Origin of the sequence: Aliiglaciecola sp. NS0011-25, from assembly GCF_040370605.1 — a bacterium.
Lineage (GTDB): Bacteria > Pseudomonadota > Gammaproteobacteria > Enterobacterales > Alteromonadaceae > Aliiglaciecola > Aliiglaciecola lipolytica_A.
This window is the reverse complement of sequence record NZ_BAABWR010000001.1, coordinates 26660-50658: the sequence shown is the minus strand read 5'-3', so window position 1 is coordinate 50658 and position 23999 is coordinate 26660. Positions and strand designations below refer to the sequence as shown.

The following is a 23999-nucleotide window of genomic DNA, read 5'->3' as shown; positions in this document are numbered from 1 at the left end:
GTGTTATTAAATGAGCTTGTTGTATGAATAAAGTGAAATCCCTCGGCCTACTATTATGTGTTTTAGTGGTAATACTGGTTGTTTGGAATACTCCTAAAAGTGCTGGCGAAATCCATTTGTCAGGTGCGACTATGGGGACTAGCTACAATGTGAAAGTTCTTGCGGATGTGGGTTTGCCACCGGAAGAATTACAGCAAAAAATTGATGACCTGTTGGTCGATATCAATAAGTTAATGTCAACCTACGATCCTAACTCCGAGTTGTCCCGCTTTAATCAACAACTTAGCTCTGAACCCTTTAAAATGTCGCCAGCTACACTTACAGTATTAAAGGAAGCGAAAAGGCTAGGGGAAGTCAGTCTGGGCGTACTGGATGTAACCATAGGACCTCTAGTTAATTTGTGGGGCTTTGGACCTGAAGCCCGACCAGAAAAAATTCCTTCACAGCAGACAATCGATTCGCTTAAAGAACAAATTGGCCTGAACAAGTTGGTTATCCAAGATAACTATCTAATTAAACTGCAGCCTGACTTGTACGTGGATTTGTCGACCATTGCAAAAGGTTATGGTGTAGATGCTGTAGCTGAATTATTGGAGTCTTACGGTTACAAAAACTATTTGGTAGAAATTGGTGGCGAGATGCGCGTGGCCGGTGTAAAGAGCAATGGTTCAGGTTGGCGTATTGCGGTTGAAAAGCCAGTCAATAACGAACGCGCTGTACAGTCAATCCTCACAATTGGGAATAACGCGGTGGCAACGTCGGGAGACTACCGTAATTACTTCGAACAAGATGGCATTCGTTACTCCCACTTGATTGATCCCAGAACTGGCTACCCTATTCAGCATAACTTGGTTGCGGTAACTGTTGTTCATCCTTCTTCTATGACTGCAGATGGTTTAGCGACGGCTTTAAATGTATTGGGGAAAGACGATGCACTGCGAGTTGCGAAAGAACATAACCTAGACGTGATGTTAATTACGCGAGAAAAAGGTAGCTTTAAAGCGTATACTACCGGAAAGTTTGACGAATATATTAACGCTGCAACTGAGCAGTAATTTAAATTAAAATAGTTAGGATATAGTGTGAGTACATTTATTTTAGCCTTTGTGTTTTTTCTCGTTGTGGTGCTAGCCATGGCAGTAGGTTACATATTCCAGCAAAAAACAATTGCAGGAAGTTGTGGAGGTTTAGGTGCGCTAGGTATTGCAAAAGCTTGTGACTGTCCAGAACCGTGTGACCGCAAAAAAGCGCGCTTAGAAAAAGAAGAAATACGCCAGAAAAAACTGGCCGAATGGAAACAGAACCAAATTTTATAAATTCTGAGATGAAAATTATCACAAGGTTGTAAGGTTTATTACAACCTTGTACCTACCAAAACTTAAACCGTTTTTCCGCTATTTCCCAGCTGGTTGCAAGATAATATACTGCAAAATAAATTACTTTTACTACACTTAGTAAAAAGCTAAGCAGGGAAAGAAAATGCCTAAAGAAACCCCAATAGAACGTCGCAGACGCATAGCAGCGCATACCGGCATCACCAGTTTACGAACTGATTTTTTACATATTTGCAAAAAACACCCTGATAGAATTGGCATCATCACAGAAGGCGATTCTTGGTTTGCATACCCTAAGAAGTGGGTTGCATTTGGTGGCGATATTAACGTTATCCATCATATTGAGAATGTGGTTTCTAGAACAGATAAAGTCAACTTACTTAGGCTGGCAAGTAATGGCGATGAAGCGGTTAATATGATGTCAGGTCAGCAAAAAGCAGACCTATCTTCAGTCTTGCAACAGAGTGCTCAATACGTGAAGTTGATTTTATTCTCTGGCGGCGGCAACGATATTGTCGGTAAACGTGACATGCCAATGATTTTGAACCAATACGAAGAAGGATTTAGCGCTCAGGACTGCATTCATGCTTCACGCTTTAACCGCAAAATGGATGCAATCATGTTGGCTTATGACCAGTTAATTGATTTACGTGACGAGTATAATCCTCAAGCAACTATCATTACCCATACTTACGATATTGCCAAACCGAGTAAAGACGGCGCTGAGTTTTTTTGGGGGCTGATAAAGACAAAACCTTGGATTTATCCTTATTTAATAGAAAAAAATATACCACTAGAGTTACATTTGCCGATAGTCGAAATTCTTTTAGGTACGCTAAAAACGCGACTTCAAGCGTTAGCAAGTCGTCCGGAACATTTGAATAAGCTCATTGTTGTGGATACCCAAGGAATTTTGCGACCTGGTAATAAAACAGATTGGCTGAATGAAATTCATCCTACAGAGTCGGGCTTCAAAAAAATTGCCAAACCTATATATGCGCAAATGAAATCACTAGAGCCTGAACTTCCTGCATTCAAATGACTTGACCTGAATTTACCATTACTGTATAAAAAAACAGTTTAATGGTTTTGGTTGAGGTTATGCGCAAAATTATTCATATCGATATGGATTGCTTTTATGCAGCAGTAGAAATGCGTGATAATCCTGCGTTACAAAATGTACCTATTGCTATCGGAGGTCGATCTGACAAGCGAGGTGTTATTTCAACTTGTAACTATCCCGCTCGCAAATTTGGTATACGTTCTGCGATGGCTACGGCACATGCGCTTAAACTCTGTCCTAACCTTGTTATGGTGCCAGGTCGTATGGAACTATATGGACAGATTTCCAAACAAATACGCGCTATTTTCGAGCGATACACCGACAAAATAGAACCCCTTTCATTGGACGAAGCCTATTTAGATGTGTCTGATTCCACGCTATTCTCTGGCAGTGCTACTTTAATAGCAGAGGATATACGTAACGCAATAGTGAACGAAACGGGGTTAACGGCCTCTGCTGGCGTCGCACCTATAAAGTTTGTGGCAAAAATTGCCAGTGATGAAAACAAGCCCAACGGCATTTGCGTGATCACGCCAGACAAATTAGATGACTTTGTTAAAAAGCTCCCCCTTGGGAAAATTCCTGGAGTGGGTAAAGTGACTGTGCAGAAGTTGCATAATTTAGGCTTATACACCTGCAATGATGTGCGCACTTATCCCATTGAGCAGTTAATTAAGATCTTTGGTAAATTTGGTCCGATAATTTGGAAGCGTAGCAATGGCATAGACGATCGAGATTTAAGCTTGTCGCGGGAACGAAAATCAGTTGGCGTTGAGCGCACATTACATGAAGATATTCAGACCAAAGAACAATGTTTGCAAGTATTAGAAACCCTCTACCCTAAATTGGAAGAACGATTAAAAACAGCCCGCAGTGACAACAAGATTCAAACTCAAGGTGTGAAACTAAAGTTTAGTGACTTTCAACAAACCACTGTTGAGCACCGATGTTCTGAATTAGATAAAAACTATTTTGTTGAATTGCTTGATGAAGCCTTTAGTCGCAAAACCGAACGTGGAATTCGCTTAGTTGGCTTGCATGTAGGCTTACCAACTAAAAGTCGGTTTCAGCAAATGGTGCTGCCTTTTGATTCAGCCCTAACATAGCCATAATGCGCTAACTTGTTTGCAGCAAATGTAGTTAAATGATGTTTAACAGTTGCACTTTAAACTATGTTATTTTCAAGTATGCGTTTTCACTCTATTAGGTAGTTAATACTTTGTTTTCCCTCCCTCGAAATGTTTGGATTTTGACATTTATACTTGCCTTAGCGATGAGTGCGGGAGCGATGATGGTAATGGTAGGAGGCCTTGTTGGAGCGAATTTAGCCCCCTCTGTTGGTCTTTCCACGTTGCCGGTAGCAATGATGATCATAGGTACCGCTTTTGGCGTCATACCCGTTACTCGTTGCATGGGAAAGCTAGGTCGAAAACCTGTTTTTTTAGCCGTTGCTGGATTGGCTTGTTGTGCCTCATTGCTTGCTGCATTGAGTATATATATTGCACATTTTATATTATTTTTAGTGGCTACTTTTTTGTTAGGGATAGCAATTTCTGGGTTTCAGCAAATCCGCTTCGCCGCTATGGAGTCAGTGACCTTTGAACGTGCCCCTAAAGCTGCATCCACTGTACTACTTGGCGGCTTAGCCGCAGCCATCATAGGTCCGGAACTCGCCACTATTGGTAATCAATTATTGGCAACCCCATTTGTTGGTTCATTCGTTTTAATGGCCGTACTTTGTTTGATTTGTATAGGGTTATTCGGCTTATTTAAAGAGACCCATACCCCGCTGCAACATACAGGAAAGCAAAAAGTTGTTATTCGTGATGTCTTGTCTAAGCCTTCTTTCATTATTGCGGTCTCTGCGTCAGTGATAGGTTATGCACTCATGAGCTTTATCATGACAGCAACACCTGTGCATATGCATATCAATACTTTGTATAGCTTAGAGCAAGCTAAGTGGGTAATTCAAAGTCATATTCTGGCGATGTACATTCCTTCAATATTCAGTGGTCTGTTGATTGCAAAACTCGGCGTTTATCGGGTGATAGTGGCGGGTCTTATTATCTACTTGTTAACCATTGCGGTTGGTTCAATTGACAGTCAACTGATCAATTACTGGGTCGCTCTCATTTTATTGGGTATAGGCTGGAATTTTTTATTCTTAGGTGGAACTGTGCTTCTGCCGCAAACACATACTATTGAGCAGAAGTTCCAAGTTCAGAGTATTAATGAATTCGCTGTTTTTAGTGCTCAAGGCATGGCTGCGTTGGGAGCCGGTGCACTACTCTTTGCTTTAGGTTGGAAGGGGTTAATGCTAACTAGTTTTATGATTATTTGTTGCCATCTAATTTTGCTGTCTTGGCAGGCTTGGCGGATTAGATCAGCAACAGTATTGGAATTGAATGGAGAAGGGTAAGTATGCTAAAAGCGGGTAAGTATCGTCATTATAAAGGTAATGATTATCAAGTGATTGGAGTGGCTAAACATTCCGAAGATGAGTCTGAGTTAGTGGTTTATCGTCCACTATATGGAGAAGGCAAGTTGTGGGTAAGGCCATTGGAGATGTTTACTGAAGAGGTGGTGATTGATGGCAAATCCACCCTTCGTTTTCGTTTTGTGGAAGAGTAAGTTAAGCCTAAGGTTGCTAAAACAGCAATCAAAACGGAGCTATTTAAGCTCCGTTTTAGGTTTGTGTTAATGGCTAGATAACAGTATCAAAACTTAAATTTAAGCCCTGCTTTATAGATTCTACCTAAGACTTCATAGTTGCTTGGAAAGGTATTGCCCGAATTTGAACTGGTGTCACCAATATCATTACCCAAAACCGGTGGTTCCTTGTCAAACATATTATCTATACCCAAAGTAAAGGTGGCATATTTAGTAAAACTATAACTGGCAAATATGTCGAAGTAATCGTAAGAATCAATTTTTCTGAAGGCTTCAAATCGCAAGTCACGCTCACCTGGCTCTACATCCACAGAATTAATATGTCTCCATAATAACGAAACAGTAAAGTCATCATATGACCATGTGGTGCGCTGAATCCAACGTATATCAGATAGCGGATCACAACTGGTGCCATAATATCCTTTGCAGTCTAGCACTGGTACTGTGTCTGAGCTTTGTGACTCCTGAGTTAAGTATTTATTGATGTTACCTGAGATAGCGAGATTACCCATGTCATCTAAATCAAAATTCATGTTGAATCCAATTTCAATCCCTTCAGCACGAAGATACTTCAAATTGGTAGTGAATTGATTTACACCCGCCGCAGAACCGGTTAAGTCTCCTCCAACACGATTGATTTTGGCACATTCACCAGCGTCACCATTGATATAACATGAATCAAGTATTTCCTGCGCGGAAAAATTACCAATGATCCCAGAAATATCGATGTCGTAATAATCGACCGATAATGTAAAGTCGTTGGCCCAATCAAAATCTGGGGTCCACACGAAACCAGCAGTGAAGGTGTCTGCTTCTTCTGGTCCTGGCGGATTACTGGGTGAACTGCCGTTAAAGGTATTGATTTGACCTGAGATAATGTCGGGTATCACGCCTACTTGCGCTTCAGTCATGCCAGTTGAGACACATAGTGCTGTTAATGCCGCGTCAATATTTCCTGCATTGGCTATCGAGCAGGGATCAATAACGGCATTATCTAAACCAGATGTGACAGGGGAAGCCAGTTCACCTACGTTTGGCGCTCTATTGGCTTTTTGTTGCATCACTCGCAATAACAGTGGCCCTACTGGACGCCAATTGAATCCTATTTTCCATGATTCTGCAGTTCCGATAGTATCAAAATCTGAAGTCCTAAAACCGAATTCTAGATCCATGGTTTCAGCAAACGCAGCACCATCGAACACGGGTAGAATCCCTTCAAAATAAAATTCATCAACTTTAAAACCACCTTTAATTGGAAGCAAGTTACCTCCAGCTCCACCTTGACAGCTAGCTGGGGTTTCTTTTAAACATTCATCCGGCTCCAAAATACCAGTCTCCGTCCTGTTTTCAAAACCAAAACTCATGGCTAGTGGAGCCCCAGCTGTGGGTAACTCAATGAAGTCTACTGGGCCGGTAAGTACGAGGGAGATAATTTCTTGTTCGTATTTTTGTTGCTGTAAAGCAATCGCTCTAGCGTAGGCCGAAGCTGCATCTGTAATAGTGCCAAAGCCGCCAAATAAATTAATAGGAACACAAGTTCCACCCACTGCACAGGTGACACCATCACGGGTATCCAATGCATTTTGGATGTTACCAAGATTGGTATAGCCGTCTCGAACAGTAGTGCGGTTTGACTCACCATACTGGTAAGAAAAATCATAATCCCAGTCGGCTACTAACTCGCCGCGAATACCGGCATTAATTTGCCAAAGCTCAGCGTCATAGCGTTCCGAGCGCGGACCTAGTTCTAACGTACGTCTGCGTAATCGAACCGTTAACGAGTCTTCGGTATCCACAATTCCGTTGTTGTTAGCGTCAGTCCAACTACCACCATTTAATAAGGTTCCATCACCTACAGCTGCATTCGCGCCATCAAGAATAAAGTCTAAAGCCTGTGTGCCAATGAGAGGGTTGTATAGCGGTAAATTGAAACTGCTACCAAATGTACCGGAAGGCGCGACTTGCTGAACCACTGTGGTATTAGTGAAGTTAAACGATGAGTAGAATTCCATGTGATCGTTTATTTCATAGTTGGCAAGGGCTGTTGCGCCATAACGTTGAGCTGGCGTTTGATAATAATTAAATGGGTTAAAGTTGAATAAACTACAGTTTGAACCAAGGGTACCGTCCTCTCTAAACTGTCCACTTACACCGGTTCCTATTAATTCAAATCGAGTGGGGATTGCAGTAGTTGAACCGCTACCAGATAAATCCACAACGTTTGGACCGCCACAACCAGCCGGCGGCGGTGTGGCTACATCTCCGTTTAGAAACTCTTGATAACCGGAACCTGTGTTGGAATTAATACCGAATAATCCTAAGGAACGATCGCCGAGCAGTACTGAGTCCCGTTCCATCCAGCTAATTGATAAAACCGCATTCCCTCGGCTGTCGTCAAAGTTAGCGCCAATGGTAAGAGACATATTGTCTTGGTCGCCATCACTTTCGCTACTTTGCGAGTGATTCATATCCAGAGCAACACCTTGAAAGTTGTTCTTCAGTACAACGTTCACTGCACCAGAAATGGCGTCAGAACCATAAACGGCAGAAGCTCCCCCGGTGACTACATCGATTCTGTCAATTAGTGCCGTAGGAATGTTGGCGGTATCTACTTGGCCATTAAAATTAAATGGCACCATGCGTTTTCCATTTAGCAGTACTAAATTACGTTGCGCCCCTAAACCACGTAAATCTATGGTTGCAGCACCTGCGGTGCCATTATTTACGTTGCCACCATCGGCAGGAATAGTAGAGGGTAATGAGCGAATTATTTTTTCAAACTCGGGGGTTTGTAAATAACCAATCTCTTCCTCTCCCAAGGAAAAAATAGGACTGGATGATTCAACTCCGGGTGACAAAATACGACTACCTGTTATTGAAATCTTTTCTACATCGGTCGTGTCTGTAGCTTCTTGAGCGGCAACAAATGATGTGCTAATTGCTGCCATCGAGCTAGCACAAAGTGCCAACTTAATTGATCTGGCTAGTTTTGAGGTGATATACATTTTTAGCTCCCCAATGGGTCTCAATGGTTAATTGGACTCACATTTTTTGTATAGTTAGTTTGTGACAAAAACCACTTGTCTAGAGATAAGCTATGCGCTATCTCGGAGTTGCTCTAGGTGGTTTCCGTCAAGCGTTGTAAGTGTGTGACCAAAGGAGTGTTTTGCGTGTTGAAGCGGGGGAACTTTCGATGAACGGCGGCTGTGCAGGTTTAACTGTTGCCCAAAAAATTACCCTAAAACTTATTAAGTTATTGAAATTTAATGATTAAAATATAATTGTACGATTTTTGTTGTGCTTTAGGCTGATTACTTCTAAAGTTTTAATTGAGATGGTTTTGGGGCGAGTGGGGACAGGTTGTGACGAATAGTTAACCCACTTTAATGCAATTTTATGTGTGGATTATTTATGAAAACATCGATATGTTAAAAAAAAGCCAACGATAAAGAATAATTGAAATGGCCCATTCAAAACTTATTTTTAATCGCTATTTCTGGTTTGCCAACACCTTCTTTTGGTTGGCTGTTCACGCCCTTTACACACACGTTAAATTTTTAGCGTTTGAGCAAAATGACAAAAATCCAAATTGGACTGAACTTTGGATCGCGATAAGTCCTTGGTTTATTATTTGGATAGGCGTGACCGCCATTATCTTTAAGCTAGTGCAATACACAAGTCACTCATCTCATTCAACCACTGTTAAAGTTTTTTTCCACTTAAGTTGGATGGTGTTTATTCTATTTATCTATTGGGGCACGGCGCATCTACTCATCATCGCCGTAACAGATCGAACAATGGATGAGTTTTCGTATTACTTTCTGCGCACCATAACTCAGAATGCACAATTGGATATTTCTATGTATTTAGGAGTGCTTGGGGCAGCGATGGCATTGCGTTTTTATCATAATGCAGTGCAAGAAAGTCTTGAATTGAAGCGCTTACATCATGAACTCACCCAAGAACAGTTACGGACTTTACGTTCTCAGCTGAACCCCCACTTTCTGTTTAATGCATTGAATACTATTGCCAGCTTAGTGCGCTTAAAACGTGAAAAGGATGCAGTAACAGCCCTATCCGAATTGAGTATTATGTTACGTAAAATACTCGAAACTAAAAATCATGATGATATTAAGATCAAAGACGAAGTTGCTTTTATAAACAGTTATTTAGCGATCCAAAAAATGCGCTTTGCAGATAAATTAGATACCCATATTCATGTGCAGCCAGAATGTCTCGAGCTGACTATTCCGAACATGCTTTTGCATCCTTTAGTTGAAAATGCGGTGCAGCATGGTTCCCAATTAGAGTCGAGTCGAAACCTTTTGAATTTAGATATAAGTCGAGATGAAAACGAACTTAAAGTCGTGTTAACCAACAAGGTTGCAAGGAACGATAATCACTGTGGCTTTGGAATTGGCCTTAGCAATACCCGTGAGAGGTTAGCTCGATTATATGGACAATTTCGTTTGGAATTGCATCCACTTGAAAACGATTTATTCGAAACCTTATTAGCAATACCGATAGGAGGACAAGATGCTTAATGTTCTTATCGCAGACGATGAATATTTGGCTCGGGAAACTATCAAAGTATTATTATCCAACGAATCAGATATTGGCAATATTTATGAGGCCGAAGATGGCAATCAAGCACTCTCACTGGTCAGCGAATTTAAACCTGACGTGGTATTTTTAGATATTGAAATGCCAAAAATATCGGGTATCCAAGTTGCTAAACATGTACCTCCTGAAAGCGTTATTATTTTTGCAACCGCTTATAATGAGCATGCTGTAGAGGCATTCGAGCTCAATGCGATTGATTACATTTTGAAGCCTTACGATGATGAACGTTTTTTTAAAGCGCTGGAGCGGGCTAGAGCAAAAATCACCGGTGAGCAACAAGATGACTATGCTAAATTGAGTGAGGCCATTCAGCAGATGCTTTATGAGCAGCAAAAAGCGTATCGTGAAAGATTAGTAATACGAGATCCTGGGCGAATTCGTTTAATTGATGTGGCTCAAATTACCTTTATTTCTGGGGCGGGAAATTACGCCGAAATTCATCTTGATGATGGCAAGCATGTATTGCATCGAGAAACACTTTCGACTTTAGAAGAACAGCTTAATCCCCAAGAATTTGTGCGAATCCACCGTTCATCTATTGTCCGTCGTAGTGCAATAAGTGAATTACGGCCGAATGATAAAGGAGATTATTCAGTGATTTTACAAAGTGGTGAGGTGTTAACCCTATCTCGTCGAAATAGAGTGAAACTCGACGAGTTAACCAACTAAACAGAGAACGTTATTTCAGCTTAAGATTAACTCATAAACAGCGCGCATAACGTCCATAAAACCGCGGCAATCGAAGCGGCAAATGTAGCAGGAACAAGTTGTGTTTTCACATGATCCATTAAATCGCAGCCAGTTGTCATGGAACTTAAAATGGTGGTATCCGATATCGGTGAGCATTGGTCGCCATACACGCTGCCATTTAAAACAGCAGCAAAACAAATCATCATAAATACTTCTGGATTAGCTAACATTTCGTTTTGAGAAATGTCCCACACCAAGGGCATCGCTAATGGGAATGCAATGGCAAATGTTCCCCAACTTGTACCTGTGGAAAACGCGATGATCATGGTGAGTAGTTGTAAAACCACCGGTAAAATCCAAAACGGTAGCTCTTCGCCTAGTAGATCTACTAAATAAATTCCGCCGCCAAGTTGTTTGCTGATAGTGCCGATGGTGATAGCTAACATTAAAATGACGGATGCAACAACGACTCCTTTCCAGCCTATACCAAGCCCATTGAGCATTTCGCGAATTTGCATACCTTTACCCAGCGCGAAGAGTACAGCGATGAGTAACGCACCGCCAAAAGCCCAGTGAATTTGTGGGGTACCGGTGAATATAAAGGTTACCACAGCAATCCCAATTAGACTGACTAAAGGAAAAACAAACTCGATCCAATGAGGGTTATACCCTTCAGGCACGCTCGTCTCTTGCAGTTCTTTTGCGCTAATAGGGGCCGCGTCTGGAGCATCTAACTGGCCGGTCAGTCTGGCCCTAGAAATGGCTTTGCGAATTGGTGCACCGGAAAAAACGGTGAATTCTAAGCTAAGAAGGAGAGTACCAATTACTGCAAAAATGCCGTAAAAACTAAATGGAATACTGGAAAAAAAGAAAGCTATTCGGTCGGCTTCAGTGGCTAAGAATGCCACCCCTGGAACAAATATAAATGCCTGAATATATGCAGGCCAGGCGTTAAATGCGATCACTGCTGCAATAGGCGAAGCGGTGGAGTCAACCACATAACTCAGTTCTTCATGGCTCACATTCGCTTTGTCAGCCATGGGCTTGACAGTGGTACCAACTAATACAGTACTCATGGTGCCACCTTGGAAAAACAACACCCCTAACATCCAAGTTACTAGCTTTGCTGAACGAGGACCGGTGACAAAGCGTTCACTCATCATTTCCGCAAACGCTTGTGCCGCGCCTGTTTTAGACCAAATTCCCATCAGCCCGCCCAGCAACCACAAATACAATATTAAAATTGAGGCTGCGTCAGTGGTGGCCATATTAGGTATTAAAACTTCTTGGCTGATATCAAACTTGCCTAACATAAAAGCGCCCACAACGATCCCGCTAAACAAGGCAAGCAGAGGTTCTCGGCTGATTAAGCATAGGGCGATCGCGATGAATGCTGGTAACAGCGACCATACTTTAAAGTGATAATCTGCGCGAAGTAAAATAGGGTTTTGACCGACGTCTGAGATGACAACCCACTGTTCTTTTATTTCTGGTTCTGAGGTCAGTAAATTTAGTTTATGCTGGGCCAGTGGCGATAGTTCGTAAGGAGTAACGTCGCTAATAATTTGTTCATTACCTTGCTTTACGTATGCCCATTCACCTTGTTCTGTTAAGTAGGTTTGGTATTGTATCCTTGATTCGACCCAAGTTGCTGAAACATATAAATTGACATACAAAGCGCCTATTAAACCTAAAATAATACATAAAAAGGTCAACTTATTTTGCAATTTATTCATTCTAGCGCCACTCTAAGTAATTATGTCTTTAGCAAATTGAGAAAGTAATAGTCTAGCATCCAAGGAGGCTAAACTTCTAAGCTATTTAGGCACTATTGTCGTTAAATGCTAACGATTAGTTGAGCTCTTTATATTCATAACTGATTAAACACATAGGATAGGAAAATGCGTAAACAAGTTGTTTTATTGATGTTTCTGTTAACTGGATTTTTAACTACGTCTGGCTATGCTCAAAATAATCCTGATGACGTTACTATGAAGTCTGAAAATTTGGGGGATTCAGTCTATATGCTAACGGGTATGGGCGGAAATATTGGGGTATCAGCCGGTGAAGATGGGCTTCTGATTATTGATGACCAATATGAACCTATGGCAGAAAAAATCTCTGCTGCTTTAGATTCAATTCTGAAAGACAAGTTAAGGTACGTGATTAATACCCACTATCACGGTGATCATACTGGCTCAAATGCGTATATGAAAGAAGTCAAAGATGCCACTATTTTCGCCCACGATAATGTCCGTGTCCGACTGCTAAACAAAGAGGAGCATAAACACTCGGAATTGCCTGTCGTAACTTATTCTCAAGGTGTTACCTTTCACTTTAATGGTGACACACTAAAAGTAATGCATTTATCCAACGCTCATACCGATGGAGACAGTGTCGTTATGTTTGAAAAAGCCAATGTTTTGCATACTGGTGATTTATTTTTCAATGGGCTTTTTCCCTATATCGATATTGATAGTGGGGGCTCAGTAAAAGGTTACATTGCCGGGGTAGAAAAACTGATTAGTATGATTGATGATGATACTAAAATTATTCCAGGTCATGGACCTTTAGGCGACAAGGCGCAATTACAGGCATTTGTTGAAATGATTAAACAAACATCTTCGCAAGTTAAACAGTTGAAGATAAATGGCTTGCCAGTTGAAGATATTATAGACGCGGGATTAGATGATAAATGGAAAGAATGGAGCTGGGCTTTTATCAATGAAGAAAAATGGATAAGAACACTTTACCGTTAATTTTAGTCGAGGCCTCCGAACAGGATATAGCCAGCCTTTGTGGGTGGTTTGTCAGTTTTGATGAAATTCGTGATTGGGGGGGACCTAACATCTCCTTCCCCATTAGCTCCCGCAGTCTAATTGTAGAAACTAAATTAGCGCAGGGAAGGAGTTATAAGCTAATAGATACCAAAAACAAATTGCTCGCTTTTGGGCAGTGTTATGAACGACTTGGAAGGTGTCACTTAGCCCGTTTGGTTGTCAATCCTCAGAACAGAGGCTGTGGTGTTGGTAAGCAACTCGTTAAGCAACTACTGACTCAAGCCCCCGAATACCTAGTAACTAAGGGCTTTTCGTTATTTGTATGGCCTCATAATAAAGTCGCTAAGAAGCTGTATCAATCTTTGGGTTTCCGGCGAGTAAATTATCCGGATTCTATAACACCTGAGATGGCTAAGTGTGACTATTTAATTAAAGACTAAATAACAGATTGAAATAATCAGCACTAATCAGGTTAAAACAACGCAAGTTTGGGGGTTGAAGACAAAATCAATCAACGCCGCCATGCAAAACATTCGTTTTCAAATCTAAAGTAACTATTTAATTTTACCCTCGCAGTCAACTCTGAGTTCAAAATTTCCCATAGCAATCAAGCGCATGTACAAATAACGAACAATTATATGAGGGCGAAAAAGTGAAAATATATGCGCATAAAATAGGCACTCGTTTGAACGGTACGCCCTAATAAAGTGCTAATGCACCAAACTGGTATGATGTGCGTCAAAAGACACCAATGTGAAAAAATTAAGTCATTGATTTTTATATATAAAAAAGTTGGCACTGAAGCTGCTAAGTAAGCTTTGATTACGCATCTACGATAGAAAAGTTATGTGTGTAACCATTGATAATAAAAATAATAAACAATGTTGAAATACTTCAAACGCTAGCTAAGTTGTTTGAGGCAGGAAGGCAATACTACCCGCACAAATTTTCGTGTCCTGTGGTTTGTGCGGGTTTTTTCCTTCTATTTATTCTTTACTATTCTCATATACGCGTTTACCAGCAACCCAAGTTTCCACTACGTTAGTTTTCCAAAGTTCTTTCTTATCAATTTCGAAGATATCCTGATCTATCAAAATGAAGTCAGCCCATTTACCTTTAGTTAATCCACCTAACACTTTTTCTTGATGAGCGGCATAGGCTGCATCTATGGTAAAGCCTTTAAAAGCTTGTTGGAGACTTAAAGCTTGACTAGGAATCCAACCTTCGACAGGTTGGTTGTTTCTATCCTGACGGGTGACAGCTGCGTGAATGCCATAAAATGGATTAGCTAATTCAACTGGAAAATCTGAACCTAGCGGCAATGGTGAGCCCTGATCAATGAAGCGTTTCCAAGCGTATGCACCACGTAAACGGTCTTTTCCTAAACGGTCTTCAGCCATGTTCATATCGCTGGTGGCATGGGTAGGTTGCATGGAGGGAATGATGTCTAGTTGTTTAAAGCGTGGGATATCATTCAAGCTGATAACTTGAGCATGTTCCACTCTATTGCGCAGCTCTTTACCGCCAACGGTTTTGAATGAGGCTTCAAATTGATTTAAGGCTAAGTGATTAGCGAGATCACCAATAGCGTGCACATTGAGTTGAAATTTGTGCTTGAGTACCAAATCAAAAAGGGGTTTAAATTGTGCTTCCTGCATGACCATCAGCCCCTTGTTGTCAGCTGCATCTGAATAGTCTTCGAACAAAGCTGCTCCACGACTACCTAGGGCTCCATCGGCCATGGCTTTGACACTTCTAATCGATAAAAAATCGTCGGGATCATTAAAATAACCCGCCTCGAGTACTTCCTGTAAACTGGGATCTTCAAACCAGAACATTGCATAAATACGCACAGCTAAACTTTCTGCTAAGGCTTTTTGTTTAAAAAAATCATATTCTGATTTGCTTATTCCAGCGTCATGCACATTGGTTATACCCACTGAAAGTAAGTGCTGTGAAGCGGCTTCTAAGCTAGCTTCAATGCTGTCGTTACTTTCTTCTGGTAGATGTTCCGATAGTAAATCCATCGCCGTATCTATTAATACACCTGATGGATTTCCTTGTTCATCTCGAATGATCTTGCCACCTGGCGGATCCAAAGTGTCTTTGTCTATGCCCGCGATTTGCATTGCTTTACTGTTAACCCAAACGGCATGACCATCCACTCGACTTAAAATAACAGGGGTTTCATTCACATATTCGTCAAGCAGTTGTGCTTTGGGAAATTGTTTGTCTGGCCACAATACTTGATTCCATCCGCCGCCAATTATCCACTCTAAATGTGAGTTTGCTGCTGCATATTCGCCTACCTTAGAGGCTGACAGTTGTGCAGATTGCACATCGCGTAAGTCAACTTCTAGCAATGAGTAGCCAAGGTATAATAAATGCCCGTGCGCATCAATTAAGCCCGGTAAAAGGGTTTTTTGGCGGCCATCAATAAATACACTATCTGGATATTGATTCATTAAGGTTTGATCGCCGATGGAAATCACTTTGCCGTTTTCAAAGACTATATGAGAAAACTGGATCATCGCTCCATCATTATTGAGGGTATATCCTTTAACATTGCCTACCATTGTTGGTTTAGCATGTGTAAAAAAGCTAAGGAAACAGACAAGCAGTACAAGTAAATTTTTCATAAATCCTCTTATTTTTATAAGCTAGGTAAATGACCTAGGTAATCGACGGACCAAATTTGTTGCATTTTTTTATGATCAATATTTCCGCCCGATAACAGCACTAATATTGTTTGACCTTTCGGTTGATGTTTTAACCACTCAATGACGGCCTGCATCGACATAGCGCTGGTGGGCTCCATAAGCAGCTTGAGTAAATGTTGCAACCACTGAGTCCAGTAAGCGATATCAGGTTCGGATACTTCCACTATACCATCTAGCATTTTTAGTACCGCAAAAGTATGCTCACCTATTGATGGCGTCGCAGCCCCATCGGCCATGGTTTGCGGTGGTTTGTTCAGCGTTATTATTTTATTCTGACGTAAAGACTCTGCGGCATCGTTGGCTACCAGTGGTTCTGCCCCCAATATTTTTGCCGATGGACAAAGGGCTCGAGCCGCAATTAATGTGCCTGATAATAGTCCACCGCCACCACAGGGCGCAAATATCGCGTCTACATCACCTGTTTGTTCGAGTGCATCCACTACCAAGGTGCCCTGTCCAGCGATAATGTCGGGGTGATTAAATGGAGGTATCCACAAGGTTCCTGGTTCTATGGATGCCTGTTTTACTGCATCGTCTGCTTCTAGTCGAGTTGGGTATAGCGCTAGTTCAGCACCATAATACCGAGTAGCTTGTGCTTTTACTACCGATACATTTTCGGTACTAAATATTTTCGCTGGAATACCATATAGGCTGGCTGCGTATGCAACTGCTTGGGCATGATTGCCTGAACTATTGGCAACCACACGTTCTGGTAAAGCATTCTGTTCGGCTAGTTTGGCCAAGGTATTAATAGCACCGCGCACTTTGAATGCGCCGGTTCGTTGTAAACATTCTGCTTTAAATAAGATTCGGCTGCCCAACCATTCATTCAATAACGAAGATTCAATTATTGGGGTTTGATGTATCATTGAAGCAATCCGTTTGCGGGCTTGAACAATGTCAGAATAGCTTGTCATCTAGACTCCTTTTTTCGCATATTAAGTCGTTATCTACAGATTTTATGTATAGTAAGCGGCTTACTTCGTCTGACGTTTATTTTTGATTTCCTAGTGAAGCATAAACTCGACACAATGGGTATAGGTGTATTGTGTTTTGCAACCAATCCCCTATGCTTAATACCGCAACATGAATCAGGAGACAAAAATGGGATTGTTAGACAAAATAATGGGGAATGCGTCAGAAATTAATGTGGCTGACGTTAGTGAAGAGTTAGCTCCTATCATAGGGGCAAGTGAAACCATAGAACGTGTATTTAAAGAAATCCGTGATATGTACGTCTTTACTAATAAGCGTTTGATATTAATAGATAAACAAGGTTTAACTGGAAGAAAAGTCGACTATCACTCAATTCCTTATCGGGCAATTACCCAATTTAAACTGGAAACCGCAGGACATTTCGATTTAGATGCTGAGTTCAAAATTTGGATATCTGGAATTGATGAGCCAATTGAAAAAGAATTAAATAAAAATGTGGTAGTTGGCATTCAACGTACCCTTGCCGATTATATGTTTTAAGCGATATAGCCAAATTAGGTGGGAATGATTTTCCACCTCGTCTACTTTATGAATAGCAGCGTGCAAGTAAGTGATCCTCCCAAATGATCCCCAAAACTAAATTTAACGGATTTCGATTTAAACAATTCGATATTGAACATAAAGATTGTGCCATGAAAGTGGGAACCGATGGGATATTGTTAGGAAGCTGGGTGGCGAAAGGCAATTACTCTTCTATTTTAGATATTGGAACCGGCAGTGGCTTAATTGCGATTATGTTGGCGCAACGAGCTGCCGAGCAAAGTCACATATTGGGCATAGATGTTGATGAGAAAGCGGTTTTACAGGCTCGAAAAAATGCGAACAACTGTCCGTGGACAACAAAACTGTCTTTCCAACATACAGCTTTGCAGCAATTACCTAGGTCATCTCAATACGACTTAATTGTGAGCAATCCGCCATACTTTGAAGGAAAAATGGGAGAGCTAGAAGTCACAGACGCTAATTTCATGAGTGAATCAAGAAGGCAAGCTAGACACGATACGCGCTTAAGCCTCGCCGAATTATTCCACTCAGTATCTAATTTATTAACACCGCATGGGCATTTTTACTGCATATTACCGTTGCAAAGTGGCGATATCTTTACTCTTGCTAAGCAGCAAGGCCTTTACTGTCAAATGCTAACAGTGGTGAAATCAAATCCTTCTAAGCCGGCAATACGTCAATTACTAAGGTTTGGATTTAGTCAAACAGAGCTAATTACAAAGGAATTCAGTATACATAACCAACAAGGCGCTTATTCCGATGAATACCTAGATCTTTGTCGGGACTACTATATTAATTTTTGAATCGGCATGGTTACTTTAAGTTGCTTTGCTGAAGGTTTTTTATACAAACAATTTTCTCTTAGCATATTTGTTGCTATATTTAATTTAGATGGTTTAGATAAAGTGGTGATGTATGCGTGATATTGAACTACCGGATTCAATCTCTAACTTAGCCGATAAGCTGCAAATTGTTGAAATTGTATGGCAAGGTATTCCGTTTCAAATTCCCAAATTTGCAGTTTACAGTATCTTAAATAACCCCGTTTTCGACAGATTTATGTATCGTAATGGGCGACGTGTGGCACTAATCAAACTTGGGCGCTATGAGGTGCCAGTAATTGATCCATTTCGAGGCAATATTGATAAGCCACCTGAGCATGTTGTTATCATCACTCACAGCAAGGGAGATAGGTTTGGGTTGTATGGTTATCCTGCCGATCATGTGGCTGATGATGTCTGTGTAGCCAGAAACCATCGTTCGGTCAAACGTATTATTAAAGATTTTGTTTAGTTAAATTAACTATCACCTGAATAATTCTCAAGTTTGAGTCATAACAAAGTAGCAGCCAAAAAAAAGCCCTTCAATTGAAGGGCTTTTAAAATCAACTTGAATCTTATCAGCTGTCTTTAACAAGAATTGACACTTTGTCTATTCCTGCTTCTTTGGCTTGGTTCATTACTTCAACCACGATACCGTGCTTGGTTTTTGAATGAGCCTGGATCGCTGCAGAATCAGTATTATTCTCTGCTAAAAAGCTTTGGATGTTTGCCACAACACGACGGATATCAACTTCACGGTTATCCATTACAATGGTACCTTGCTGATCAATTCGTATCGCCAATGTTTTTGCATTACTTGGCGGCGGCGGCGCATCTGGAGCCTTTGGACGATTAGCCATCAAGCCAGCTTCTTTCACAAAAGACGTCGTTACAATGAAGAAAATCAACATAATAAAAACGATGTCTAGCATGGGGGTCATATCAATTTGAGCTTCGTCATCAGCGGAGCCGTGCTTTTTCTTTCTCATAAATTCAACCACAGTTACTAATCGTTAATGTCCTAGTATAGAATCACTTTGGTGTCAGAGTAAATGCGTTAAATGAAATTTGTTGCTAGATTTTAGCAATTAATTTTAATTTGAGTTTAAAATTGCCCGTTAATTGAGCGCTTTCCCCAAAATTCTAAAATATTTCAGTACACTAGCGTTACTTTCTAACCTATGTTTTTCAATCGGATATATTCCTACTTGTGCTTCTACAGTTTGTTTTGTGCCTTGCACTAGGAATGCATTTTTAACGCTTTGATCCTGAATAGCTGCTTCAAACGCCCTTGCAGCCATCTCTTGTGGTTGAGCGAAATAATACAGTTGCATGCTTTTATCTGCTTGTACGCAGCGTGTGACATATTCGCTGGGCTCGATTCCATTACTGTCTAAAAATAAGGTTTGAAACCAATTCGAGAGGGTTTGGTTTAAAGGATGTGAATGCATTATGGCATCTTCTAACCAAAGACTAGAGGCAAATGCATGGGGTAGGTTTGTGGAATACATTTTAGCGCTAATGTAATGATCGAAACCATGGAACCACTCATGGGCTAGGGCGCCGCCACCTGCATTTTTAGCTAAGGATAGTTGTCTCTTAGGTGCATGATAATGTGCGCTACTGTGCTTTTGTCCGCCAATCCCAAAAGCCAGTGACAAAGTACCATTGAGGGAAATGACTTGCTCATTGACTTGCAAGATGTCCATTAAGTCACACAGCGCATCGAAAAATAGGTTAGCCGCTAACTGTTGCTCAGATTGGGTTACCCATTTTCCGATTTGAATCGTCTTGAAACCGAAAATTTTACGAATATCTCCAAAACTTACGTCCGCTCCCGCCCGATGCTCTGCACCGTTTCGATAAAAAGGTCGCTGAATTCTAGGGATAATATCCGACATTAGATGGCTAGCTTAGTGGAATTTCAGTCAGCAGTTGTTCACACCATTGACTGATACGTTGTTCGCTTAAGTCGTATTGGTTTTCATCATCTAATGATAATCCAACAAAATGACTTTTATCTGCAGTCAGTCCTTTGGAATGATTAAACTCATATCCTTGATTGGGCCAATAGCCTATAAATTCACACTCAAGCACTGCTAACTCGTCGTGTAACATTCCTAGCGCATCCTGAAACCAGTCGGCATAACCAATTTGGTCTCCTAATCCGAACAAGGCAACGGTTTTTCCTTTTAAGTTCAGGCTTTTAATATCATCCCAAGTCGACTCCCAATCTTCCTGCAGTTCACCAAAATCCCATGTGGAAATGCCGAACAACAATATGTCGAATGATTGTGCTTTGCTCAATGCTACGTCTTTTATATTAAATAGTTGAACAACAGGGGCATCGAAAAGTTCGTTGATTTCTGATTGGATTTTTTCTGCGGCCATTTCTGTATAACAGGTGGTAGAACCGAAAAATAAACCAATGTTTAGGGCGTTTTCTGACATTTTTTTCCTCATACTAATTCCGATAAGGGATGCGTTATTTAGAAACGCTCCTAAACGAAATAGGTATTAACGATTACTCAACCATTATTGTCTCTGTATGCGCTATCAATATCCAACGATTTTTTATTTTTATCTGTTAGCAGCCGTTTTAACTACTGCAGAGTCGATGATGTGGCGTCAATCTTTTTTGATAAAAGTGACTTGCTCACCATTTGCTAATAGAACAGAGGCTTCTACTTCGGTGCAATCGTCGTTTACTTTCAATTGGCCTATTCCCGCTCCGTTTAGTAGCGTTCTTATTTGTTGGTTGCTAGGACGGCGATGGCGAATAGTCATGTTGCGACGTTGTGTGAACCAGTTCAACGGTGACTTTGGACCGAATAAAATCTGATTCAGTCTATCCAACCAGCTTATTAATTTTTCTGGAAACTCGTTTTTAATACCGCTACTGGTTATCTGAGTGATGTGGGGGCTGTTGCGTCTGAATTTTAGGGTTATATCGTAGACAAAGGAATAATGAACGTCACCAGATAAGATCACAAAATTGGGGGGCGTTTTGTAATGCCGGAAAATATTAAGAATCACACTCGCAGTGCCTTTGTGCGCCATCCAGTTTTCCGCATCAACCATTAATGCTCGACCAAAAAAGGTAAAAATGCGCTGAATGGTCTCAATCAGTTTAACACCGAATATCGGTGCTGCGGAAACCATAATAACCGCGGGTTGATCGATCAACTCTTGTTGTAAGTCGCATAACGCTTCCCAGTCCATCAATCCTGAAGGTTTACTTAAACTTGATTCCGAGCGCCAACGCTGAGTCCGCGTATCTAACACAACAATTTTCGGGTGAGTGTTCAAGGTATAATGCCATTGATCCCAGTGCAGCAAAATATCAATAACCTGATCATGTTGTTCGATACCACTATCGCTGAAAAAAGGCAGTAACTTTTCTGTGAGCGGAGAAAGTTTTGTTACATCATTGCCCCAACCTTGGCACAGCCAATATCCAATTAAGGCATTACCAACAATGCGTTTAGCAAACGCATTATTATAAACCGCTTCCTCCCAACCTCGGGTTAAGTTCCAATCGTCGGTAATGTCATGGTCGTCGAATATCATATACACAGGAATATGCGCCATTGCTCGGCGCACTTTAGGTAACCCCTGTTTAAATTCTTCTACCCAATGCAATTCTTCTGCGTAGGTAGCTTGATATTGAGGGGCGATATTGTCTGCTTCAAGTTTGCTAAAACGCCACATTTCAGGAGACCATATTAGCGCGTACATACCTATTACTTCTGCGAAGCTTATCAAATGGTTATTTGCATTTACCGAAGTAAATATCGGTTTCTTTTTACCCTTGAAAAAGTAAGACATTACGTTTTCAGTTGTATCATTGTCAGGTAACAAAGTAGGGCGTTGGTAATAACAATTTTCATCAGTTAGTAATTGCTTACTACTATCTATTGTCGCCCCTGACAGTTCTTCTTGGAATAAACCTAAATACTCAATAACTTGGTTAATAGCGAATAAAGTCGGGCCTGCCACATCATCAATATAAGCCTGATCGCCAGATAATATGAGTAAATCGGGTGCTGAGGCTTCATCTGCAAATGACTGTTCCAAAGCCTGATCAATAGATAGCATCCCATCCTTACTATTGTGATGAGGTTTACGGCAGGAGCCATGTAAGACGTTATTGATTTGCCTATTAAAAAAGAAACTCGGAGAGCTTTGCTGGTTATACACTATGTCAGGCATCAATTCTTGCAAGGTTTTACGAATGCCTTGGTTATCGGTAAGGGTAATGTCGTAAAAATAGCGGGTCGCTTCCGTTAACGATTCAGAAAGTGCTAAGGTAGTGACGTAAATGAACGCATTTTTGCCTACTCTGACGATATTTGAGTGTTCGTCAATATTCTGGTGATATAAGATATCAGACTCTTTGGTCCAGACTTTAGCATCGAATTCGTATTTGTGACTAACTAGCATCCACAATGTAATACTAGTTTCATCAATTGCACGAAGAATAGGCCCCGCAATAATCGGGGGCAATTCTTTGGGAGGATGTTGAGAAAGTCTTGATTTTACCAAAGCAATATTAAAAATAGTCGAAATTTCTATTCAGTTTGCATTAGTTTTAAGCGAACAAGCAAATAGTTTTCTGATTTACTTGCTATTAATAAATTAACAACTTATAAAACCTGCCGAAGGATGAGGAAAGGAATAATGAAGAAACTGAGTCTAATTTTTTTAGTTGTTGTTGGACTGGCGGGGTGCGCGGAAGAGAAAGAGCAGAAATCACAAAGTATTCCTTTGCAAGGTCAGTGGTTAACTGAATCTACTGGCGATGTGATGCTTGATCCACAAACTTCCGGACTTAAAAGTTGGCGTGGGAAATTACTTTCTGTCTCTGATGGAAGTGCGGATATTTCTCAGCGTAAGCAGCTACATGTTATCGAGCCTAAAAATGCACTGGTTTTAGAAGAATCACTGTTATTTGTTATGTCGGAAGCTGTTCAGCAGAGTTGTTTTGCCGCATATTTAAATGATGCGCCTGATCTAGAGGCACTTGCCGTTGATCCGCGCAATGATAAAGTGTTTGTGGTTGTCACCGAAGATGCGACTCGTGGTGAAAGCATGTCTGAAAGTTGTTTTGAAAAATATCGAAACAGTGGTTCAACTGACTATCCAACATTGTTAGTGCGACTTGAGCTACAAGACGACAATTCATTGTTGATCACGCATGTAAGGCCATTACAGTTTGAAGCATCATTAAACATTGGCAATTTCCCCAATGACGGTATCGAAGCGATGACTTTTGGACCCGATGGCACTCTTTATTTGGGCTTGGAGAAGGACAAACAAGTAAACGCTCGAATCTTCTCAGTCAAAGTCGAAGATTCTTTTTGGGCATCTGATGACTTTGTTCAAGTAACTGATTTGGAGCTCAGATTACCAAAGTTTGAAACCGGTAATCATCCGATTAATGCCATGGACTATTTGCCTAGAACTAATCACCCTGGCTATTTAGTTGCTGCCGCTAGAAATGATAACAATATTTGGTTGGTTGATTTAAAAAAACAACACGAAACCAAAATTATCCCAGTTCACTATTACGCACCTACTAATTCTAATGATCCTAATTGTGGTCAATGGGAGTTAATGAATAACGCTTCTTTAGAGGGGTTGGCTGTAGTGGGAGATAAAATTTGGATGATCAACGACCCGTGGAAAAAATATTACAAAGAAAACGTTGTTTGTGAAACGAATCGAACTAAATACGAACAAATGGCGCCGCTGTTATTTTCTATGCCTATCGATCCTAATTGGTTTAACTAAATAAG

At 40.9% G+C, this 23999-nt stretch carries 22 protein-coding genes; 14 read left to right on the top strand and 8 right to left on the bottom strand.

The genetic code is table 11. The annotated features are described in order from the left end of the window. Positions 1-23: 23 nt before the first annotated feature. The 6 genes from ABWV72_RS00245 (at position 24) to ABWV72_RS00220 (ending at position 5028) form a co-directional block, all read left to right on the top strand. Positions 24-1055, top strand: a complete 1032-nt coding sequence (locus tag ABWV72_RS00245) for an FAD:protein FMN transferase (protein WP_303499172.1) — start codon at positions 24-26, stop codon at positions 1053-1055. 27 nt (positions 1056-1082) lie between these two features. After that, positions 1083-1316, top strand: a complete 234-nt coding sequence (gene nqrM, locus ABWV72_RS00240) for a (Na+)-NQR maturation NqrM (RefSeq protein WP_216048950.1) — start codon at positions 1083-1085, stop codon at positions 1314-1316. A gap of 163 nt (positions 1317-1479) precedes the next feature. Continuing rightward, positions 1480-2376 (top strand): hypothetical protein, encoded by an 897-nt coding sequence (locus tag ABWV72_RS00235; protein WP_216048949.1) that lies wholly within the window; start codon positions 1480-1482, stop codon positions 2374-2376. Between the two features lie 59 nt (positions 2377-2435). Further along, entirely contained in the window at positions 2436-3503 is a 1068-nt protein-coding gene (dinB, locus tag ABWV72_RS00230; RefSeq protein ID WP_353368293.1) for a DNA polymerase IV, read from the top strand. Positions 3504-3646: 143 nt separating this feature from the next. After that, on the top strand, positions 3647-4816 hold the full coding sequence (locus ABWV72_RS00225; RefSeq protein WP_252729251.1) for an MFS transporter: 1170 nt from the start codon (positions 3647-3649) through the stop codon (positions 4814-4816). Between the two features lie 2 nt (positions 4817-4818). After that, the gene (locus tag ABWV72_RS00220; protein ID WP_353368292.1) at positions 4819-5028 is read left to right on the top strand and encodes a DUF1653 domain-containing protein; all 210 of its coding nucleotides are present in this window, start codon (positions 4819-4821) and stop codon (positions 5026-5028) included. A gap of 86 nt (positions 5029-5114) precedes the next feature. Here ABWV72_RS00220 and ABWV72_RS00215 read toward each other — a convergent pair whose 3' ends face one another. Beyond that, positions 5115-8072, bottom strand: a complete 2958-nt coding sequence (locus ABWV72_RS00215; RefSeq protein ID WP_353368291.1) for a TonB-dependent receptor domain-containing protein — start codon at positions 8070-8072, stop codon at positions 5115-5117. A 456-nt stretch (positions 8073-8528) separates the two neighbouring features. Between ABWV72_RS00215 and ABWV72_RS00210 the strand changes: the two genes are divergently transcribed. Then, a complete protein-coding gene (locus ABWV72_RS00210) occupies positions 8529-9611 on the top strand; it encodes a sensor histidine kinase (RefSeq protein ID WP_303499178.1) in 1083 nt (360 codons plus the stop codon). Further along, positions 9604-10359 carry a LytR/AlgR family response regulator transcription factor gene (locus tag ABWV72_RS00205; RefSeq protein WP_216048943.1) on the top strand — a complete coding sequence of 252 codons (756 nt, stop codon included), beginning with the start codon at positions 9604-9606 and terminating at the stop codon, positions 10357-10359. The genes ABWV72_RS00210 and ABWV72_RS00205 overlap by 8 nt, the downstream gene beginning before the upstream one ends. A 26-nt stretch (positions 10360-10385) precedes the next feature. Here the strand turns inward: ABWV72_RS00205 and ABWV72_RS00200 are convergent, their stop codons facing one another. Continuing rightward, entirely contained in the window at positions 10386-12116 is a 1731-nt protein-coding gene (locus ABWV72_RS00200) for a Na+/H+ antiporter NhaC family protein (protein WP_303499180.1), read from the bottom strand. 165 nt (positions 12117-12281) lie between these two features. Between ABWV72_RS00200 and ABWV72_RS00195 the strand changes: the two genes are divergently transcribed. Both ABWV72_RS00195 and ABWV72_RS00190 read left to right on the top strand, forming a co-directional pair. Beyond that, positions 12282-13139: an MBL fold metallo-hydrolase gene (locus ABWV72_RS00195; RefSeq protein WP_342805261.1), complete on the top strand. Its 858-nt coding sequence runs from the start codon at positions 12282-12284 to the stop codon at positions 13137-13139. Beyond that, positions 13115-13600, top strand: a complete 486-nt coding sequence (locus tag ABWV72_RS00190; RefSeq protein ID WP_353368290.1) for a GNAT family N-acetyltransferase — start codon at positions 13115-13117, stop codon at positions 13598-13600. The genes ABWV72_RS00195 and ABWV72_RS00190 overlap by 25 nt, the downstream gene beginning before the upstream one ends. Positions 13601-14146: 546 nt before the next feature. Here the strand turns inward: ABWV72_RS00190 and ABWV72_RS00185 are convergent. Both ABWV72_RS00185 and ABWV72_RS00180 read right to left on the bottom strand, forming a co-directional pair. After that, positions 14147-15799 carry an amidohydrolase gene (locus tag ABWV72_RS00185; protein ID WP_216048939.1) on the bottom strand — a complete coding sequence of 551 codons (1653 nt, stop codon included), beginning with the start codon at positions 15797-15799 and terminating at the stop codon, positions 14147-14149. Positions 15800-15813: 14 nt separating this feature from the next. Further along, positions 15814-16797, bottom strand: coding sequence for a serine/threonine dehydratase (locus ABWV72_RS00180; protein WP_353368289.1), 984 nt, complete (start codon positions 16795-16797; stop codon positions 15814-15816). Between the two features lie 187 nt (positions 16798-16984). Between ABWV72_RS00180 and ABWV72_RS00175 the strand changes: the two genes are divergently transcribed. The 3 genes from ABWV72_RS00175 (at position 16985) to ABWV72_RS00165 (ending at position 18673) form a co-directional block, all read left to right on the top strand. After that, positions 16985-17356: a PH domain-containing protein gene (locus tag ABWV72_RS00175; protein WP_216048937.1), complete on the top strand. Its 372-nt coding sequence runs from the start codon at positions 16985-16987 to the stop codon at positions 17354-17356. 83 nt (positions 17357-17439) lie between these two features. After that, positions 17440-18183 (top strand): tRNA1(Val) (adenine(37)-N6)-methyltransferase, encoded by a 744-nt coding sequence (locus ABWV72_RS00170; protein ID WP_353368288.1) that lies wholly within the window; start codon positions 17440-17442, stop codon positions 18181-18183. A gap of 112 nt (positions 18184-18295) precedes the next feature. Beyond that, positions 18296-18673, top strand: a complete 378-nt coding sequence (locus tag ABWV72_RS00165; RefSeq protein WP_303499185.1) for a hypothetical protein — start codon at positions 18296-18298, stop codon at positions 18671-18673. Positions 18674-18779: 106 nt separating this feature from the next. Here ABWV72_RS00165 and ABWV72_RS00160 read toward each other — a convergent pair whose 3' ends face one another. The 4 genes from ABWV72_RS00160 to ABWV72_RS00145 form a co-directional block, all read right to left on the bottom strand. Continuing rightward, positions 18780-19190 carry an ExbD/TolR family protein gene (locus ABWV72_RS00160; protein WP_216048934.1) on the bottom strand — a complete coding sequence of 137 codons (411 nt, stop codon included), beginning with the start codon at positions 19188-19190 and terminating at the stop codon, positions 18780-18782. A gap of 129 nt (positions 19191-19319) precedes the next feature. After that, positions 19320-20102: a CLCA_X family protein gene (locus ABWV72_RS00155; protein WP_216048933.1), complete on the bottom strand. Its 783-nt coding sequence runs from the start codon at positions 20100-20102 to the stop codon at positions 19320-19322. A 7-nt stretch (positions 20103-20109) separates the two neighbouring features. Beyond that, positions 20110-20652: a flavodoxin FldB gene (fldB, locus tag ABWV72_RS00150; protein ID WP_216048932.1), complete on the bottom strand. Its 543-nt coding sequence runs from the start codon at positions 20650-20652 to the stop codon at positions 20110-20112. A gap of 177 nt (positions 20653-20829) precedes the next feature. After that, positions 20830-22644, bottom strand: coding sequence for an alkaline phosphatase D family protein (locus ABWV72_RS00145; protein ID WP_502902104.1), 1815 nt, complete (start codon positions 22642-22644; stop codon positions 20830-20832). Between the two features lie 237 nt (positions 22645-22881). Between ABWV72_RS00145 and ABWV72_RS00140 the strand changes: the two genes are divergently transcribed. After that, positions 22882-23994: an SdiA-regulated/phytase-like domain-containing protein gene (locus ABWV72_RS00140; RefSeq protein WP_353368286.1), complete on the top strand. Its 1113-nt coding sequence runs from the start codon at positions 22882-22884 to the stop codon at positions 23992-23994. Positions 23995-23999 lie beyond the last annotated feature (5 nt).

Excerpts from the sequence above, each read along its gene's own strand:
- ABWV72_RS00210 (WP_303499178.1), top strand. The coding sequence starts at position 8,529 with ATGGCCCATTCAAAACTTATTTTTAATCGCTATTTCTGGTTTGCCAAC.
- ABWV72_RS00205 (WP_216048943.1), top strand. The coding sequence starts at position 9,604 with ATGCTTAATGTTCTTATCGCAGACGATGAATATTTGGCTCGGGAAACT.
- fldB (WP_216048932.1), bottom strand. The coding sequence starts at position 20,652 with ATGTCAGAAAACGCCCTAAACATTGGTTTATTTTTCGGTTCTACCACC.
- ABWV72_RS00245 (WP_303499172.1), top strand. The coding sequence starts at position 24 with ATGAATAAAGTGAAATCCCTCGGCCTACTATTATGTGTTTTAGTGGTA.
- ABWV72_RS00175 (WP_216048937.1), top strand. The coding sequence starts at position 16,985 with ATGGGATTGTTAGACAAAATAATGGGGAATGCGTCAGAAATTAATGTG.
- ABWV72_RS00220 (WP_353368292.1), top strand. The coding sequence starts at position 4,819 with ATGCTAAAAGCGGGTAAGTATCGTCATTATAAAGGTAATGATTATCAA.
- ABWV72_RS00195 (WP_342805261.1), top strand. The coding sequence starts at position 12,282 with ATGCGTAAACAAGTTGTTTTATTGATGTTTCTGTTAACTGGATTTTTA.
- ABWV72_RS00180 (WP_353368289.1), bottom strand. The coding sequence starts at position 16,797 with ATGACAAGCTATTCTGACATTGTTCAAGCCCGCAAACGGATTGCTTCA.
- ABWV72_RS00185 (WP_216048939.1), bottom strand. The coding sequence starts at position 15,799 with ATGAAAAATTTACTTGTACTGCTTGTCTGTTTCCTTAGCTTTTTTACA.
- ABWV72_RS00160 (WP_216048934.1), bottom strand. The coding sequence starts at position 19,190 with ATGAGAAAGAAAAAGCACGGCTCCGCTGATGACGAAGCTCAAATTGAT.
- ABWV72_RS00215 (WP_353368291.1), bottom strand. The coding sequence starts at position 8,072 with ATGTATATCACCTCAAAACTAGCCAGATCAATTAAGTTGGCACTTTGT.
- ABWV72_RS00200 (WP_303499180.1), bottom strand. The coding sequence starts at position 12,116 with ATGAATAAATTGCAAAATAAGTTGACCTTTTTATGTATTATTTTAGGT.
- ABWV72_RS00145 (WP_502902104.1), bottom strand. The coding sequence starts at position 22,644 with ATGCTAGTTAGTCACAAATACGAATTCGATGCTAAAGTCTGGACCAAA.
- dinB (WP_353368293.1), top strand. The coding sequence starts at position 2,436 with ATGCGCAAAATTATTCATATCGATATGGATTGCTTTTATGCAGCAGTA.
- ABWV72_RS00140 (WP_353368286.1), top strand. The coding sequence starts at position 22,882 with ATGAAGAAACTGAGTCTAATTTTTTTAGTTGTTGTTGGACTGGCGGGG.
- ABWV72_RS00165 (WP_303499185.1), top strand. The coding sequence starts at position 18,296 with ATGCGTGATATTGAACTACCGGATTCAATCTCTAACTTAGCCGATAAG.
- ABWV72_RS00170 (WP_353368288.1), top strand. The coding sequence starts at position 17,440 with ATGATCCCCAAAACTAAATTTAACGGATTTCGATTTAAACAATTCGAT.
- ABWV72_RS00190 (WP_353368290.1), top strand. The coding sequence starts at position 13,115 with ATGGATAAGAACACTTTACCGTTAATTTTAGTCGAGGCCTCCGAACAG.
- ABWV72_RS00235 (WP_216048949.1), top strand. The coding sequence starts at position 1,480 with ATGCCTAAAGAAACCCCAATAGAACGTCGCAGACGCATAGCAGCGCAT.
- ABWV72_RS00155 (WP_216048933.1), bottom strand. The coding sequence starts at position 20,102 with ATGTCGGATATTATCCCTAGAATTCAGCGACCTTTTTATCGAAACGGT.